Source organism: Membranihabitans maritimus, from assembly GCF_021729145.1.
Classification (GTDB): Bacteria; Bacteroidota; Bacteroidia; order Chitinophagales; family Saprospiraceae; genus Membranihabitans; species Membranihabitans maritimus.
Genome location: NZ_JAJSLW010000004.1, coordinates 204,444 through 220,012, shown reverse-complemented (window position 1 = coordinate 220,012; position 15,569 = coordinate 204,444). Strand labels below are relative to the sequence as shown.

Genomic DNA, 15,569 nt, shown 5'->3' with positions numbered 1-15,569 from the left:
TTTGTTTTATTTTTTCAGGGCATCCCGTATTTCCAAAAGGACATCCAATTCAGATGGTCCTGCGGGTTCCGGAGCTGCTTCCTCCTCCACTTTTTTCTTTTCATTGATTTTATTCAGGGCCCTGACGATAATCCAGAGAGCGAAGGCTACCAGTATAAATGCAATTAGGGCATTTATAAAATTTCCGTATGCTAACGCTACCCCTCCAGACTCCCTGAATGCATCCAGAGAAGTTATTTCATCTACGGATGTTACTCCTTCGGGAAGCGTAGTAGGAGCCTTTAACCTGATAAACAAGTTTGCAAAATCCGGCATATTAAATGCGGCTGCAATAATAGGAGTTACAATATCGCTGACCAGGGATTTGACAACTGTACCGAAGGCAGCACCAAGTACAATACCAACAGCCATATCTACCATATTCCCCTTTACGGCAAATTCTTTAAAATCTTTTATCATGCCCATATGTAAGAAATTTAATTAGGTAATTATTTTGTGTATATGTGTTTTGTGCTATAATATTACGATGTTTTTATTTTAATAAAAAATTGTTTTTTTGATCTGAGTCATATAGAATATTATAATGCAATTAAAAGTTTTTACGCTTTTAAAAATCAAAAGGAAATAATAAATTGTTCTGTGGAGGAAGCTTCTCTTTTGAAATAGCTATTTTTTTGATAACTTAATGCCCTCAATTACAAACAATACATCATGAATAATAAGACGAGAAGAGATTTTATAAAATCTTCAGGAACATTGGCATTGGGAAGTGCTATTTTGCCAACCGTTGATCTTTCGGGAAAAAGTATGGAGAACAAACCAAACAAAGTATTAAAGGTAGGTTTAGTCGGATGTGGTGGCCGTGGAACCGGAGCTGCTGCCCAGGCAATGAATGCAGACCCTGATGTCGAATTGATAGCTATGGGTGATATTTTCCCCGATAAATTAGAGAATTCGTATATGGCGTTGAAGGAGGAAAATCCTGAAAAGATGAAGGTTGATGCGGATCATAAATTCATAGGATTTGATGCTTATAAGAAAGTAATTGATTCCGGAGTTGATGTAGTTTTGTTAGCTACTCCGCCTTGTTTCCGGCCGGATCATCTAAAGGCAGCCATTGCTGCGGGTAAGCACGCATTTTGTGAAAAACCCGTCGCTGTGGATGCACCCGGTGTGCGAAAGGTAATTGAAGCAGCTAAAGAAGCTGAACAAAAAAGACTTTCCATTTTAAGTGGATTTTGTTACAGATACGATATTTCCAACCGTGCAATATACGATCGCATTTTTAATGGTGATATCGGAGAGATTCGTAGCATTACTACTTTCCGATTTGGTGGGGAGTTGTGGTCAAGACCAAGAAAAGCAGATTGGACCGATATGGAATATCAATTGAGAAACTGGTTGTATTACAATTGGCTATCAGGTGACTTTATCACGGAACAAGCTGTCCATAGTCTTGATCTTATGTCCTGGGCTATGGGTGACGAGGTTCCCCTAAAAGCTATAGGAAACGGTGGACGTCAGAAAAGAACGGATCCTATTTATGGAAATGTGTACGATCACTTTGCTGTAGAGTATGTATATAATGGGGGAATAAAAGCGAGTCATTTTACCCGTCAACAGGCTGGATGTGCAGGAAAAAATACGGTTGATGTTTTTGGTTCAGACGGACATGCTTTTTTCAGACCTGGGCGTGAATGGGAGATTACAGGTAAGAATCCGTGGAAATATGAAGGGGAGCGCAATAATATGTACCAGACAGAACACGATGAATTCTTTGCGGCGATAAGGAATGATAAACCAATGAATGATGGGGTCTGGATGGCCAATAGTTCTATGCTGGCGGTGCTGGGAAGAATGGTTGGTTATAGCGGGCAGGAAATTACCTGGGATGAAGCTATAAATTCCGATGTTAAACTGGGACCTGATATTGAAGATTATGATTGGGACCTTGAATGGCCGGTATCGGATGTTCCTGTTCCGGGCATCACACAGGTTCTGTAAGATGGTAGCTTTTGGATGATATAAAAGTGATTTATCGTAAATTGTGAATGTGGCACTTCGTTTTACTTACATTCACTGTAATTTAAAATAGAAAATGTTTAAGTATCTTTCAGTCCTTTCCGTTGCTCTTCTGACGTTTACGCTTGCGGCCCAAAATCCATTATTTGAATTCGGGGAAGTTATTCCACTGGACCAAGCGCTTCTTACAGAGTCCGGCCGTTCACAAAATCTTATAAAATGGTATAATGTAAACACCGAGGAATCCACCTGGGAAAAGAAGGACGATATTTTGGTGTGCTACGGAAACCCCATTGGCGTTGTAAGAAGTGAACAGCAATTCGAAAACTACATCCTGCATGTAGAATGGAAGCATATGGAGCCGGGTGGTAATTCCGGAATGTTTATGTGGAGTAGAGCCATACCGGGGGACAATCGTTTACCTGATGGTGTGGAGGTTCAAATGTTGGAATTGGATTGGGTAAATTTGAATACCCGGAATGGAGAAAAGCCACCTATAGCCTATGTCCACGGAGAATTATTCGGCGTAGGAGGTGTACAGACAACCCCAGATAACCCGCGGGGCTCCAGGAGTAAATCTATTGAAAACAGATGCAAGCCCAGAGGCGAATGGAATACTTACGATGTAGTGTGCGTCGATGGTGAGATAAAGTTATCCGTTAACGGTAAATTCGTCAATGGAATTAGCAAATCGACACAGAGAAAAGGGTACATGTGCCTGGAATCTGAAGGTGCGGAGATCCATTTTCGAAACCTGAAAGTTATAGAATTACCTGGAGGAATGGCTAAGGGAGAATAGTGCCTGAAGTATTTGAAGTATCTAAAGTACTTCTAAAACTAGAGCTCACGAACTACAACTTTAGGCACTCATAACTTTGAATATTTCAGGCACTTATCCCTTCAACCATTTATCCATCCATGCAAATGCATCTTCCTGCATTTCGGCGTCAAATTTATGCGGACCGGAGTACATTTTTGCTGAAAACGTATCGGAAGATCCGGCTTTTGAATAAACCCCTTTCAGGATTTCTACAGCTTTTTTCATCTCAGGAACAGTATAGAGACTGTCCTCAGAATTATTGAGAACCATGGTAGGCAAGGGAACTCGCATCCCAAGAATTTCTGGGAAATTCATATATTTAGGGAGCACAGGGGTATATGTCATCCAGGTATGGGTATAAGATTTATTGAGCATAAAATCTTTCCAGGTACTCATAAATCCGACGCACACCGCACATTTAATTCTGGAATCAAGTCCCCCAAGATAAACAGTCCTCAGCCCACCCCCTGATAGTCCGGCGCACCCTATTTTGTCGCTGTCCACATCTTCTCTTGCACTCAAAATATCCAGCGCTAACTGATCTTCGTAAAGAAATATTCCCGGCCAGGTATATCCCCCTGAAAATAGGGATTTGGCCATGATGTGTTCATGGTTGCCTGCCCATGTATTATACTTTTCTATATTCTCACTATTTTCGGGATTGGAATCGGTCAATCCATCGGTATTACATTCACCCCAGGGTATATCCGAAATGTCATCATATTGTACTCTACGGGTACCAAATGTAAAGGTGTCGTGGACTAATACAGCATATCCCTTTTTTGCGATTTCGTTGGCCCATGCTTTCCCACTGTAATAATGATCCTGATGATAATCCATAAGTGGATGATTGTCCCCTGTTTTAGTGATTTTTCGGCGACCAAAATACTTATTCCCGCCATGGTCATGGAGCCCCAAAATGGCAGGAAGTGGGCCTTTTGCTCCTATCGGTTTTAAAAACAAGGCTTTTGCAGGCCGACCATAAGGTAAGTCCCAGGAAAGTTCATCAATTTCGAGCCCATCGTATTTGTATTGATGTATTAATTTGGGGTTGGGTGAAAAATCAATTTGGGGAGAGGCAATAAATTCTTCGATCCTTGGAAGTATTTGGGTTTTCCATGATTTTATATCCTTCCACCTGTCATTTCTGAAAGAATATTCGCCAGCATCGTGATGGTTGAGTTTCCATAATTGTGGTCCGTATTGGCCAATTATACTTTTAGGTGATGAAGGATCCGGGCTTTGAGATGGTTTCATGGCAAGTGGTGATAATAGAGTTTGGTATTTTATAAAATTAGGGGTAAGAACTAAACCATAAAGAGCTGAAAATTTATTCCAAAATGTCCTTCGGGTAGGATTTGCTAAAGTGTTTGGCTTTCTATTTTTCATTTTGGCATATTTAATCTTAGATTATCTCCCCCTTTCAACCGTATTCATTTCATTTCCCCGGTCTTTGACGAGGTCTGCATTTAAAAAATCCCGATTATCCATATTTTCAAGGATCACTCCTGAAGCTTTGTCGACTTCAACTTTTAAACGGTTCGTTTCAAAATCCAATATGTGGCCTCCGGACTGCTGATCTTCGGAAAGATAATGAAAATGAAATCCGGGAACATTCATCCTGTCAATGTATTCCGGTAAATAAAAACCTACTGCAACGCCAAGCGTTTCTTCAAATGTAAATTCATGTTGATTGTCAGCCAGATAGTCTACTAAAGGCGGGTAGGGTTTTTGGGCTGGGGCAGGAGCCCGGGTATGCATCCGGGAAAATGGACCCGAAATGCGGATAGCATATAATTCGTTTGAATGCAAATTATTCCCAATCCATTCTTCGAATTGCTCGTAGTTTATTGCATTTCCGCTCCATTCAAAAATGGTGTCGGGTTGAAAGTGTTTGACAAATGCAAGCGGTGTTTGTTCGGAATCATTTACAGGGTGTACCGATCCATCATACCTTATTTTAAAAACTTCTCCATCGTTCATAAATAATTCCCCGTCAATCCTGTTAAAAGTACCTAAACCGAGATTACCTTTCGATTTGATTTCGCCAAAAGTCATCGTTCCGTCATATACACCCGCCAGTAGTGCATCAATGATGGAATATTGATACAGGTAGTCATTGTAATCAGAGTCAACAGGGTGGCTTATTAGTTCTTTATTTTCTGTATTTTCATGTGATCCACATGCCAGGGTAAATAAGCACAACAATGAATATATTTTTGATGTAACAGAGGATTTGAACATAATTTATAAAGCCTTAAATTTTTAGAAATAAAACCACATAGAGCTTGTTTAAACTTGCCTTTTGTAGTCCATTAATAGATTTTTCCTGAAGGATGCCCCTGGCAAAAAAAAACTTTCAATGAATTCCCTTTCCTCCTTTCAACCATCGAGGTATAGAGACTAATTATTTATCAATTTCATTGCACCTTCAGAATATCTTTCCCCTGCGATTGTAATGTTATCAGAAAGATCAGTTATTTTTTCCAACTCTTCTACTGTTAATTTTATATCGACAGCTTCTGCATTTTCACGTAAATATTTTATTTTCTTGGTTCCCGGTATGGGTAAAATATCATTCCCCTGGTGTAGTAACCATGCTATTGCCAATTGTGATGGGGTACAATCTTTATCATGGGCAATCCTTTTTAGTTCATTTACGAGTTTCAGGTTTTGCTCTAAAGACTCTTTTTGAAACCTGGGTAAGTTTACCCTGAAATCATCTTTACTTTCAGGTGCTTCTGTGATATTACCGGTAAGTAATCCCCTGCCTAATGGGCTATATGGAACAATGGATATATTCAGATCTCTACATGTTTGTAAAATTTCGCCTTCAATATCTCGTGTAAAGAGTGAATATTCAGATTGTAATGCTGAAATAGGATGCTCTTTATTGGCTTTTTGTAAAGAGTTGGAAGAAGCTTCGGATAATCCCAGGTACCGAACTTTTCCTTCCCGGACTAGCTCTCCCATTGCCCCGACGGTCTCCTCTATTGGTATATTTGGGTCAACCCGATGACTGTAATACAAATCGATGGTATCAATTCCCAAACGCTTTAGACTTGCTTCACAGGCTTCTTTGGCATATTCGGGATGCCCGTCAAAATAGGTTTTGTACGTTTTCATATCCTTGGGATTAAAGTCTTTATTGTACCGAAAACCGAATTTAGTAGCAATAAAAACTTTTTCCCTGTTCGACCTAATGACTTTTCCAACGAGTTCTTCATTGTGGCCCTGGCCATACATATCAGCCGTATCCCAGAAATTAATTCCCAATTCAAGGGCTTCGTGAAGTACTTTTGTGGAATGTTCGTCGTCCCTGGGCCCGTAAGCAAAACTCATGCCCATGCATCCCAATCCAATGGCTGATAATTTTTCATTTGTGTTAGCGAGATTACGATATTGCATTAAAGCTATTTTTAGTTTTATAATTTAATTATTAGATTTATTACGAATGGTTTTCCCGGAAAACTGAATATATTTAAAAATCTTAATTGAGACTTATATCAATGAAAATTAAGAAAGCTATTTTGTGATTAGTCTCAATAATAGTATTTTTAGCCTTTGGTATAGTTTTTTGCAACTCTATTCGTTAGTAGCATTGTTACAAAAGAAATGGCTAATTCCTGAAATTGCAAAACTTCCCTTCAAAAAACCACAACATAATTATTGAATTTACTTAAATTATTGAATGAAAAAAATACATCGAAGAGATTTTTTGAAAAGTTCTGCTATTTTATCCGGTGGTATTATTACGGGACCCCAGTTGTTCAATCCTGTTGATATTCTCCCGAAAAGACGATTGCAAATTGAAAAGGTATTCTCTACCTTTGAACGAGAGCCGCTGATTCATTCTTATGGTTTTAAAGGAGGGTATATTACACGATTATGGCAGATAGTATCCAAATTAGAAGGCAATGGTCAATCCGGAATAGGTCTCGGGGTGCAAAGCCCGTTGTGGTCAGATTCCAGGGTAGCAGGTAAGTGGGCTGAAGGAGGGAGTAATTCTCTTATGTATAACTTGACGACAAAAGCCATACAGCTTATTGAGGGAAAGTCCTATGCTTCTCCCATAGAAATGGTAGACGACATATTGGATGAGGTATATGAATATGGTGTAAAGATTACCGAGAATAAAGATTTGAGGAAAACCTTTGCACTGAATGCACTGGTGTCAGTAGATAATGCGGCCTGGGTATTATATGCTCGTCAAAACAACTTGAGTTCTTTCGACAAAATGTTACCCAAAGAATATAGTCCGGCACTATCTTATCAGCACAAGAAAGTGGCAAGCATACCTTCAATATCTTACTCAACATCTGAAAATGAAATTAAATCTCTCGTTGAAGACGGCTATTTTTTCATCAAAGTGAAAATTGGTTACCCGGGGGATCAGAAAGAGATGGTAGAAAAAGATATGGAGCGGATGACTTTAATTCACTCCTTGATTGGTGACGCGCGCACCAATAATACCAAGGACGGGAAAATCAGGTATTATCTGGATGCTAACGGAAGGTACGAGTCGAAAGAAGCATTGTTGAAACTTTTGGATCATTGTGAAAAAATTGGAGCAAAGGATCAGGTCGCTATTGTAGAAGAACCGATTAATGAAGATTTGGATATAGATGTTTCGGATATCGATTACAGGATAGCTGCAGATGAAAGTGCTCATACCTATGAAGACGCCTTGAAAAAAATTGAAATGGGGTATACGGCGATTGCCTTAAAACCGATTGCGAAAACCCTTAGTATGACTCTGAAGATTGCTCAATTGGCGTACGAAAAAGAAATTCCGTGTTTGTGTGCAGATCTTACTGTTAATCCGGTTTTAGTGGATTGGAATAAGTCTGTAGCTGCCCGGTTACATCCGCTTCCGGGTGTGGATGTAGGGTTGCTCGAAACCAATGGACACCAAAATTACCGAAATTGGTCTACGATGCAGGGATATCATCCGAAAGGAGACGAATCCTGGACGCACGTAAACAACGGAGTTTTTGAAATAACGGAGGGTTTTTATAATAAAAGCGGTGGAATCCTCAAGGATTCTAAACACTATACAAATCTATTTAAATAATGCATTATGGATCGTAGACAAGCACTTAAGAATACTTCCCGGATTATCGGGGCAGGGGTGTTTGCCCCTGCAATTTCGGTTTTTTTTCAGGGGTGCAATGATTCTGATATTCCTCAAGATGGACTACCTGTGGCATTGAGTTTGTCCCAATTTACAACATTAACCATTTTATCGGATATCATTATTCCCGGCACGAAATCCGCTTCGGCTTCAGATGCCAAAGTGCCGGAGTTTATAGATCTATTAGTGGCAGAAATTTTTGATTCTGAGTTATCAAATCAGGTCCAAAAGGGATTAAAAGAAATCGAAAACTATATTCCGGATAGCGGTCACCATCCTTTTTCTAATCTTTCTGCAGAAGAACAAGTTTTATTTATACAAAAACTGGACAATGCGGCCTATGGAAAAGGGGAAGTTGGTAAGTTTAAAAATGATCTACTGGAAAACTATAAGTCGATAAAAGGCCTCGTCCTTATGGCATATTTTACTTCGGAAAAAGGGGTAACTGAAAACCTCGATTATGCACCAGTACCTGGAGAGTATAAAGCGTGTATAGAGGCACCGGAAGAACCACTTATTACTATAGGAAATCATATGTAAAAATATAAAAATGGCTATAAATACATTCGATGCAATAGTGATTGGTTCTGGAATGACTGGGGGATGGGCAGCAAAAGAATTAACTGAAAAAGGACTTAAAACACTGGTTCTGGAAAGGGGAAGGGAGGTGAAACACCTGGAGGATTATCCCACTACCAATATGGCGCCATGGGAATTCAAGTATCGAAAATACGACGATCCCAAAACCAGGAAAGAATATCCTATCCAAAGCAAAAAATACAATTTTAGCGAAGCGTCAAAACATTTTTTTGTCAAAGATATCGATCACCCATATTCCAATCCGGAAGACAAACCATATTTATGGTTCCGCGGTTACCAAACAGGGGGAAAGTCTTTGTTATGGGGTAGGGGGTCTTATCGATGGAGTGATGTAGATTTTGGAGCAAATAAACGGGATGGAGTAGGAGTGGATTGGCCCATCAGGTACAAAGACATAGCTCCCTGGTATGACTATGTAGAAAAGTTTATTGGTGTAAGTGGCAGCAAAGAAGGAATATACGATTTTCCTGATGGGCAATTTTTGCAGCCCCTGGAAATGAATTGCACCGAAAAGGAAATAAAGAAAAGGATTGAATCTCATTATCCGGATCGGAAAATGATACCTAATCGTGTAGCTCATTTGACAAAAGTAGAGCCCGGACAATTCAAGGGCCGGTCACAATGCCAAAACAGGAATTTATGTCATCGGGGGTGTCCTTTTGGTGCCTATTTTAGTAGTAACAGTTCTACATTGCCTGCAGCTCATGATACAGGAAACATGACATTGCGTCCTCATTCTATAGTAGAATCCATTTTCTACGATAAAGATACTAATAAAGTATCCGGCGTACGAGTCATTGATGCTGTTACCAAAGAAGAGATGGAATTCAAAGCAAAAGTGATTTTTCTTTGTGCTTCGACATTGCCCTCTACAGCATTATTAATGCGATCTACATCTGATCGTTTCCCGGATGGATTGGGCAATTCAAGTGGAGTGTTGGGGCATTATTTAATGGACCATCACAAAAATGTAAGTGGTTCGGGTCATTTTGAAGGTTTTGAAGATAAAACATATCGAGGATTCCGGCCAAGTGGTGTAACTATTCCACGTTTTCGAAATATTCACAAGCAAGAAACTTCTTACCTTAGAGGATTTGGTATATGGGGTGGTGCTTCCAGAGGTGGATTGAATTTTAATCAGGCGGGAATAGGTAAAGAACTCAAGGAGAAAATAGTACAGCAAGGACCCTGGCGATTTGGTCTTTCAGCGTATGGTGAATGTTTGCCTTATCACGACAATAAAGTCGAATTGGACTATAATAATATGGACCAATGGGGCCTACCAACCTTGCGGATTACAGCTGAATTCAAGGAAAATGAATTTGAGATGCGTAAGGATATGAAGGCGCAGATCCAGGAACTCCTTGAAGTGGCTGGTCTCAAAGATATCAGGGTATCTGACGCTACACCTATTCACGGTGATGCCGTACATGAAATGGGTACTGCGCGAATGGGACGTGATCCCAAAACTTCAATGCTTAATGGGTATAATCAAAGCCACGATATACCTAATCTATTTGTCACTGATGGATCTGCTATGCCTTCCTGTGGACACAAAAGTCCTTCGCTTACATATATGGCATTGACAGCGAGGGCATGCGATTATGCAGTGAGGAAATTGAAGAGTGGTGAGATATAAATTCGCCTTTGCGAATCATCTACTCTTTATAATGGGGTTAATTGTGCTTGTATCCTTTGTAAAAAGAACTGTCCCATATCTCCAAAAGCAATAATAGATAGCAGGTAGTTAAACAAGAATTTCTTATAAATTTTTAGTAGTTTATAGCGTATCAAATATTGTACGCTATAAAACAGGCATTCATGAAAAGATCACAGAATTGGACGGAGACTTATACCCGGCTTTCAAAAGTTGATCGCGTGCAGTCTTTGGTGCCTGAGGATCTGGAAATTCTAGCTACATCCGCATACCTGACCGGTAGGGAAGAGGAGTGTATTGATGCAATGAAACGTGCACAAGCTGTTTATTTATCTCAAAATTTAATTCACAAGGCAGTCAGGTGTATTTTTTGGCTTGGGTTTATCCATTTAAACAAGGGGGACAAGGCGCACGGTAGTGGTTGGATTACAAAGGGAAAAAGGCTTCTTGACAAAGAGGATCAAAAAAGTGCAGAATACGGATTGCTCCTTATTCCATTAGCCCGTGGAGCTTTATCCGGTGGGAATGTTGCGAAAGCAATGAAACTCTTTGAACAAGCCGTGTCAATTGGAGAACAATGTAATGATGCCGACTTAAAGGCAATTTCACTATTTGGGTATGGTCTGGCTATGGTTCGCCAGGGAAATGTTAACAAAGGGATTAGCTTACTCGATGAAGCCATGATAGTTGTAGAAAGCGAAGAGGTACATCATATTGCCAGGGGAATTGTATACTGTGGAGCACTTTCAATTTGCAGAAAGGTGTGGGACTTACAAAGAGCAAAGGAATGGACGACTGCCCTAAGCAAATGGTGTAATTCACAGCCTGACCTCGTTCCATTCAGAGGCCAATGCTTGGTTCGTAGGGCGGAAATTTTGCAGCGATTTGGGGATTGGACGGAAGCTATGAAAGAAGCGGAACTGGCATGTATCCGATTTAGAACCTCCCTTCCCTCAGCTACCGGGGAAGCGTATTATTTGCAGGCTGAATTGCATCGGTTATTTGGTGCATTTGAAAATGCGGAAAGCTGTTATAAGAAAGCTGCCAAATGGGGAAGAAACCCTCAACCGGGACTAGCGCTGCTCCGTCTGGTGCAAGGGCGCATTGATGTAGCCGAAACTTCCATAAGAAACAATTTACGGGAACTTAAGGATCCCATGGTTCGGGCCGATCTCCTCCCAGGTGTGGTGCGAATTATGATTGCTGCCGGGCAAAATAGGGAGGCACGTGAGGCAACCGAAGAATTAAACGAAATCGCTTTTGACTTTGATGTGCCCTACCTTTATGCTATGTCATCCTATGCGCTGGGAACCGTTCTTTTTGCCGAGAAAGACTTTACTCAAGCCCTGGAGCACCTGGAAAAGGCACTAGAAATATGGATTAGTATGGACTTGCCTTATGAAACGGCACGGACTCGGGAAGTGAAAGGTCTCATTTATAGAAAAATGGGGGATAAAGAAAGTTCGGATATGGAATTTGTTGGTACAAAATGGACTTATGAGCAGCTTATGGCTAAGCCTGATCTGCAAAGAATAGAGCGATTGGAGAATAAAAGAAAGAACCGGGATGTGTATGGTCTTACTCTTCGCGAGCTCCAGATTTTGCGCCATGTAACTTACGGAAGGACTAATAAATCCGTAGCCTCTGAATTATTTATCAGTGAACGAACCGTAGATCGCCACATGAGTAATATTTTTAATAAACTCAAAGTAAATTCGAGAGTGAAAGCTACCGCTTTCGCTATTAAACACGGAATCTTTGAATAATAAGCCCATTTAATCAGACCTGGAATAAAATATGATTCTTCGTAGCATTTGTGCCACCGGTATAGCTATGGCGACATGCGGTCGAAGAAAGAGGTACGGCCCGCACTTGAAGTGAAAGCGTTAAGAATTTTTGAAACCCAAGGCCTTCGAACCCATAAATTAGAACAATTGTTCAACTTATTTTTAATACAAGGTATGTGCGAAGGCAATCGACAAAATAGGTGGGAGCGGGGGCCTGCTATGAGAAAAAGCAATTATTTTGTCTTGAATTTTCATCCCTTTGTTTCAAGACAAAGGGATAAAAAGGGCAATTGACCACTTCTGAATCTAGATTTGTTTCCATCAACTAACTTTGGATTATTAATTCTCTTTCATTTTCGCCACTTGACCCTACCTATAAGTTGCCGTATTCATTTATTCTCAAAATTATAAATTGGGGGCACGCAAATAGGATGAATGAAATTATGATTTACAATAACTTGCGTAAGGTATACTGAGTCCCACTAAAAAATTATTCACATTAAAAAGCGTGTGGACATATTGCCATAATTTTTGGTATTGGTGAGGTGAAAACCTAAACTATGTCCTCAAAATATGAAAACCTTTAAATTTATGAATGCAAAAATATCCCGGAATTTCTCACACTAGTGTTTGATGCACTAAATTTATGGGTAGAATTACCCATTTTTTACACCGTTAAAAATTGGGTAATCTCACCGATGCGATAAAGCTCCTGTCATTAGTAGGTTTGCCTAAAATAATATTAAGATGAGATATCCATCAGGTTTAGTACAGGGGGCAGTTCTAACTTTTGTCTTATTGGGAATGCAAATAATTGCTCAAACCCCATCATCAGCCACGAACAAGGAAAGGCTCCCTATCATTGATATGCATATGCATACGGGAATGCCTCACGAAGTACCTCCGGGGATACCCGCTATTTGTCGTCCGGTGCCTTGTGAAGGTGAAGGACATGCAACAGTTGATTCTAAGGAGTTGATGAAAAAAACATTGGAGATTATGGACCGCTACAATATAGTCAAGGGGTTTCTCAGCGGTGTGGATCTGTCAGCTGTAGATCAATGGAAAGCTGCTGCTCCTAAACGATTTATTGCTTCACCGTTTATTTTTAAAACTGGAACTCCTGCTTCCGAGGAACTAGAACAAGACATCCTGACCGGACGATTCGGTGGCATAGGTGAGATCGGTGCTCAACTGAATGGTGTTCTTCCAAACGATCCTTCACTGGAACCCTATTTTGCTATTGCTGAAGAGCACGGTCTTCCTGTTCTCATTCACACTTTGGGTATCGGTCCATACATGCCTCATTTCCGTTCTGGTGCAGGCAGTCCTTTACTGCTGGAAGATGTTCTTGTTCGTCATCCGAAGTTAAGGCTCTTTGTTGAAAATGCCGGTTACCCCTTTCGGGATGAGATGATCGCAATGATGTATCAGTATCCCCAACTTTATGCTGATGTATCCACAATTTCCTGGGTCATTCCTCGCACGGCTTTTTATGATTATCTCAAGGCCTTTATCAGGGCTGGTCTCGGGAAACGTATAATGTTTGGTTCGGACCAAATGGTTTGGCCGGAAAAGATTGGGGAAGCGATAGAAGCTATTGAGCAAGCACCTTTTTTGACAGAAAGACAAAAAAGGGATATTTTTTATAATAATGCTGTGTACTTTCTCCGGCTAGAAGATAATTTCCAGAAATAAAACCGAAAATTATTTCGAGTGGGGTTTAATTTCTCTAACAAAATAAAAGATGCCCCAAGCCAGATATCCAGCTTCGGCGCCTTCTACCCAGTGTCGAAGTCCTGATTTCATATTGGCAATGTACTCGGAGCTAATGGTGCTGACCAATTGTTCTTCGTACTTCTCCGTATTTTTCAGTACGGTAGCATAATGGTTTCTCAATTGAATAGTGAGATCTTCATATTTGACCATTTTTAGTCCGTTTTTGGCCCCTTCCGATTCGTAAAATCCGGGAGAGCCAAAGGCTGATAAGTGGATTCTCCTGAGAATATGGTCGAGGACGCCTTCGGGACATTGGTCGGATTGCATCGGGTCTGTAAAGATAAATTTCCCTCCGGGTTTGAGTATTCGAGAGACTTCTTTGATTACCTGTTCCCGGTCAGGGCTATGTAAAAATGCATCCTGAGACCAGGCTATATCAAAAGAATTATCATCGAAAGGGATGTCTTCAAAATAACCATCAATGACTTCAATTGTATTGTCATAACCTTTTTCCTTATTGAGTTGGCGCGCCTTTTTATTTTCTACGTCACTCAGGTTCAAAGCTGTGACACGACAATTGAATAATTTGGCCAAATAGCGCGCCGCTCCACCATATCCCGAACCTAAGTCAATGACTTTGTCGTTGGCTGAAATTTTACCAAGGTGTGAAAGCATTCGCTCTTGTGTCCTTTTACTGGCATCAAATATTTTATCGTTTTCAGTTTCATAAATTCCAACGTGTATATCTTCGCCGCCCCATATTGTAGCATAAAAATTATCTGCGTCCTCACTATTGTAATAATCTTTCGCAACATCAGCAGCCTGAATCTTTGATTCGTTCATCTTTTAGTTTATTATTGAGATAAATACTTTTTTTCCGCTACGTGAATGTAAAAATCGGGTTCTTCCCTTTTCTCTGTTTCCTGAAAATCACCGTAGGTATTTATCCGTTGGAAACCAACTTCTTTCATTAGCCTTTGGGTGTATTTGCACCTTAGTGGAAACATATTAAGGTAATACACAGAATCATCTTCAAAGTGGTAGCGGAACCTTGCCAACCCATCGTCTGTGTACTCTGGTTCAACCTCTACATCGTTTCCACAATAGTAGTACTTGTGTTTGCTGGAATATCCTGAATCCAATATTGCGTCGTAATTTCTTTGGTCGAGGATTAAAATACCATCGTGGCGAAGAACTGAATAAAATTCAGCCAAGGCTTTTCTACGGTCATTCTCAGAAAAGAGGTGAGTAAATGAATTTCCCAGACAGATTACAGCATCAAATTTTTCATGGATTCCCTGATTTAGCCATCTCCAGTCTATTTGTACCGTTTGCAATAAATGTCCCATCTCTTTTCCATTTTCAAAAGCACGATACAGCATTTCAGGGCTGCCATCGGCACTGACTACATCGAATCCTGCTTCCATTAACTGGACTGAATGATATCCAGTACCGGTAGCTACATCCAGTACCCTTTCTACCCCTTTTTTCTTTAGGACATCTATAAAAAAAGTACCTTCACCCCTGGATCGTTCATGCCAATTAATTAGCTCATCCCATTTTTTTGCAAATTTTTCAATGTATTCCAATTGATATTGATCGCTTTCCCTGACTTCAAGGGGGTTGCTTCCATAGTCTTGCTTTTCGAGTTTTCTCACGTGAAAGTTTTTTTAATTTTTGATAATATTTTACCAATCAATGTTCTGCCGAACAAAATGACACCAATATTGAATTACTGAAACAAACCATCAAAATTTATTTAATGGGCAGCTAGTGTCCAAAGGAGATAATATCGCCCGAAAATGATGTCATTTTCGTTCTCCATTCTTA

Annotated in this window: 13 protein-coding genes; 7 read left to right on the top strand and 6 right to left on the bottom strand. The window is 40.2% G+C overall.

The features are described from left to right. Nucleotides 1-6: 6 nt before the first annotated feature. Nucleotides 7-465 carry a large conductance mechanosensitive channel protein MscL gene (gene mscL / locus LVD47_RS06205; RefSeq protein WP_236974695.1) on the bottom strand — a complete coding sequence of 153 codons (459 nt, stop codon included), beginning with the start codon at nucleotides 463-465 and terminating at the stop codon, nucleotides 7-9. 246 nt (nucleotides 466-711) lie between these two features. Here mscL and LVD47_RS06200 point away from each other — a divergent pair, with 246 nt between their 5' ends. Together LVD47_RS06200 and LVD47_RS06195 are read left to right on the top strand one after the other, a co-directional pair. Then, on the top strand, nucleotides 712-2,004 hold the full coding sequence (locus LVD47_RS06200; RefSeq protein WP_236974694.1) for a Gfo/Idh/MocA family protein: 1,293 nt from the start codon (nucleotides 712-714) through the stop codon (nucleotides 2,002-2,004). A gap of 94 nt (nucleotides 2,005-2,098) precedes the next feature. After that, nucleotides 2,099-2,821, top strand: coding sequence for a 3-keto-disaccharide hydrolase (locus LVD47_RS06195; RefSeq protein ID WP_236974693.1), 723 nt, complete (start codon nucleotides 2,099-2,101; stop codon nucleotides 2,819-2,821). Between the two features lie 93 nt (nucleotides 2,822-2,914). On the opposite strand, the gene LVD47_RS06190 is transcribed toward LVD47_RS06195, so the two are convergent. The 3 genes from LVD47_RS06190 to LVD47_RS06180 all read right to left on the bottom strand — a co-directional run bounded on the left by LVD47_RS06190 (nucleotide 2,915) and on the right by LVD47_RS06180 (nucleotide 6,250). Beyond that, a complete protein-coding gene (locus tag LVD47_RS06190; protein ID WP_236974692.1) occupies nucleotides 2,915-4,231 on the bottom strand; it encodes a dienelactone hydrolase family protein in 1,317 nt (438 codons plus the stop codon). 21 nt (nucleotides 4,232-4,252) lie between these two features. Continuing rightward, the gene (gene budA, locus LVD47_RS06185) at nucleotides 4,253-5,086 is read right to left on the bottom strand and encodes an acetolactate decarboxylase (RefSeq protein ID WP_236974691.1); all 834 of its coding nucleotides are present in this window, start codon (nucleotides 5,084-5,086) and stop codon (nucleotides 4,253-4,255) included. A 159-nt stretch (nucleotides 5,087-5,245) separates the two neighbouring features. Further along, a complete protein-coding gene (locus tag LVD47_RS06180; RefSeq protein ID WP_236974690.1) occupies nucleotides 5,246-6,250 on the bottom strand; it encodes an aldo/keto reductase in 1,005 nt (334 codons plus the stop codon). Nucleotides 6,251-6,533: 283 nt separating this feature from the next. Between LVD47_RS06180 and LVD47_RS06175 the strand changes: the two genes are divergently transcribed. From LVD47_RS06175 to LVD47_RS06155, 5 genes are all read left to right on the top strand, one after another. Then, complete coding sequence (locus LVD47_RS06175; RefSeq protein ID WP_236974689.1) at nucleotides 6,534-7,916, top strand: enolase C-terminal domain-like protein; 1,383 nt, start codon at nucleotides 6,534-6,536, stop codon at nucleotides 7,914-7,916. A gap of 6 nt (nucleotides 7,917-7,922) precedes the next feature. After that, nucleotides 7,923-8,516, top strand: a complete 594-nt coding sequence (locus tag LVD47_RS06170; protein ID WP_236974688.1) for a gluconate 2-dehydrogenase subunit 3 family protein — start codon at nucleotides 7,923-7,925, stop codon at nucleotides 8,514-8,516. A gap of 10 nt (nucleotides 8,517-8,526) precedes the next feature. Then, on the top strand, nucleotides 8,527-10,215 hold the full coding sequence (locus LVD47_RS06165) for a GMC oxidoreductase (protein ID WP_236974687.1): 1,689 nt from the start codon (nucleotides 8,527-8,529) through the stop codon (nucleotides 10,213-10,215). A gap of 182 nt (nucleotides 10,216-10,397) precedes the next feature. Next, a complete protein-coding gene (locus LVD47_RS06160; protein ID WP_236974686.1) occupies nucleotides 10,398-11,999 on the top strand; it encodes a helix-turn-helix transcriptional regulator in 1,602 nt (533 codons plus the stop codon). Between the two features lie 768 nt (nucleotides 12,000-12,767). After that, nucleotides 12,768-13,718 (top strand): amidohydrolase family protein, encoded by a 951-nt coding sequence (locus LVD47_RS06155; RefSeq protein WP_236974685.1) that lies wholly within the window; start codon nucleotides 12,768-12,770, stop codon nucleotides 13,716-13,718. 9 nt (nucleotides 13,719-13,727) lie between these two features. On the opposite strand, the gene LVD47_RS06150 is transcribed toward LVD47_RS06155, so the two are convergent. Both LVD47_RS06150 and LVD47_RS06145 read right to left on the bottom strand, forming a co-directional pair. After that, the gene (locus LVD47_RS06150; protein WP_236974684.1) at nucleotides 13,728-14,582 is read right to left on the bottom strand and encodes an SAM-dependent methyltransferase; all 855 of its coding nucleotides are present in this window, start codon (nucleotides 14,580-14,582) and stop codon (nucleotides 13,728-13,730) included. Between the two features lie 11 nt (nucleotides 14,583-14,593). Next, on the bottom strand, nucleotides 14,594-15,397 hold the full coding sequence (locus LVD47_RS06145) for a glycine/sarcosine N-methyltransferase (RefSeq protein WP_236974683.1): 804 nt from the start codon (nucleotides 15,395-15,397) through the stop codon (nucleotides 14,594-14,596). Nucleotides 15,398-15,569 lie beyond the last annotated feature (172 nt).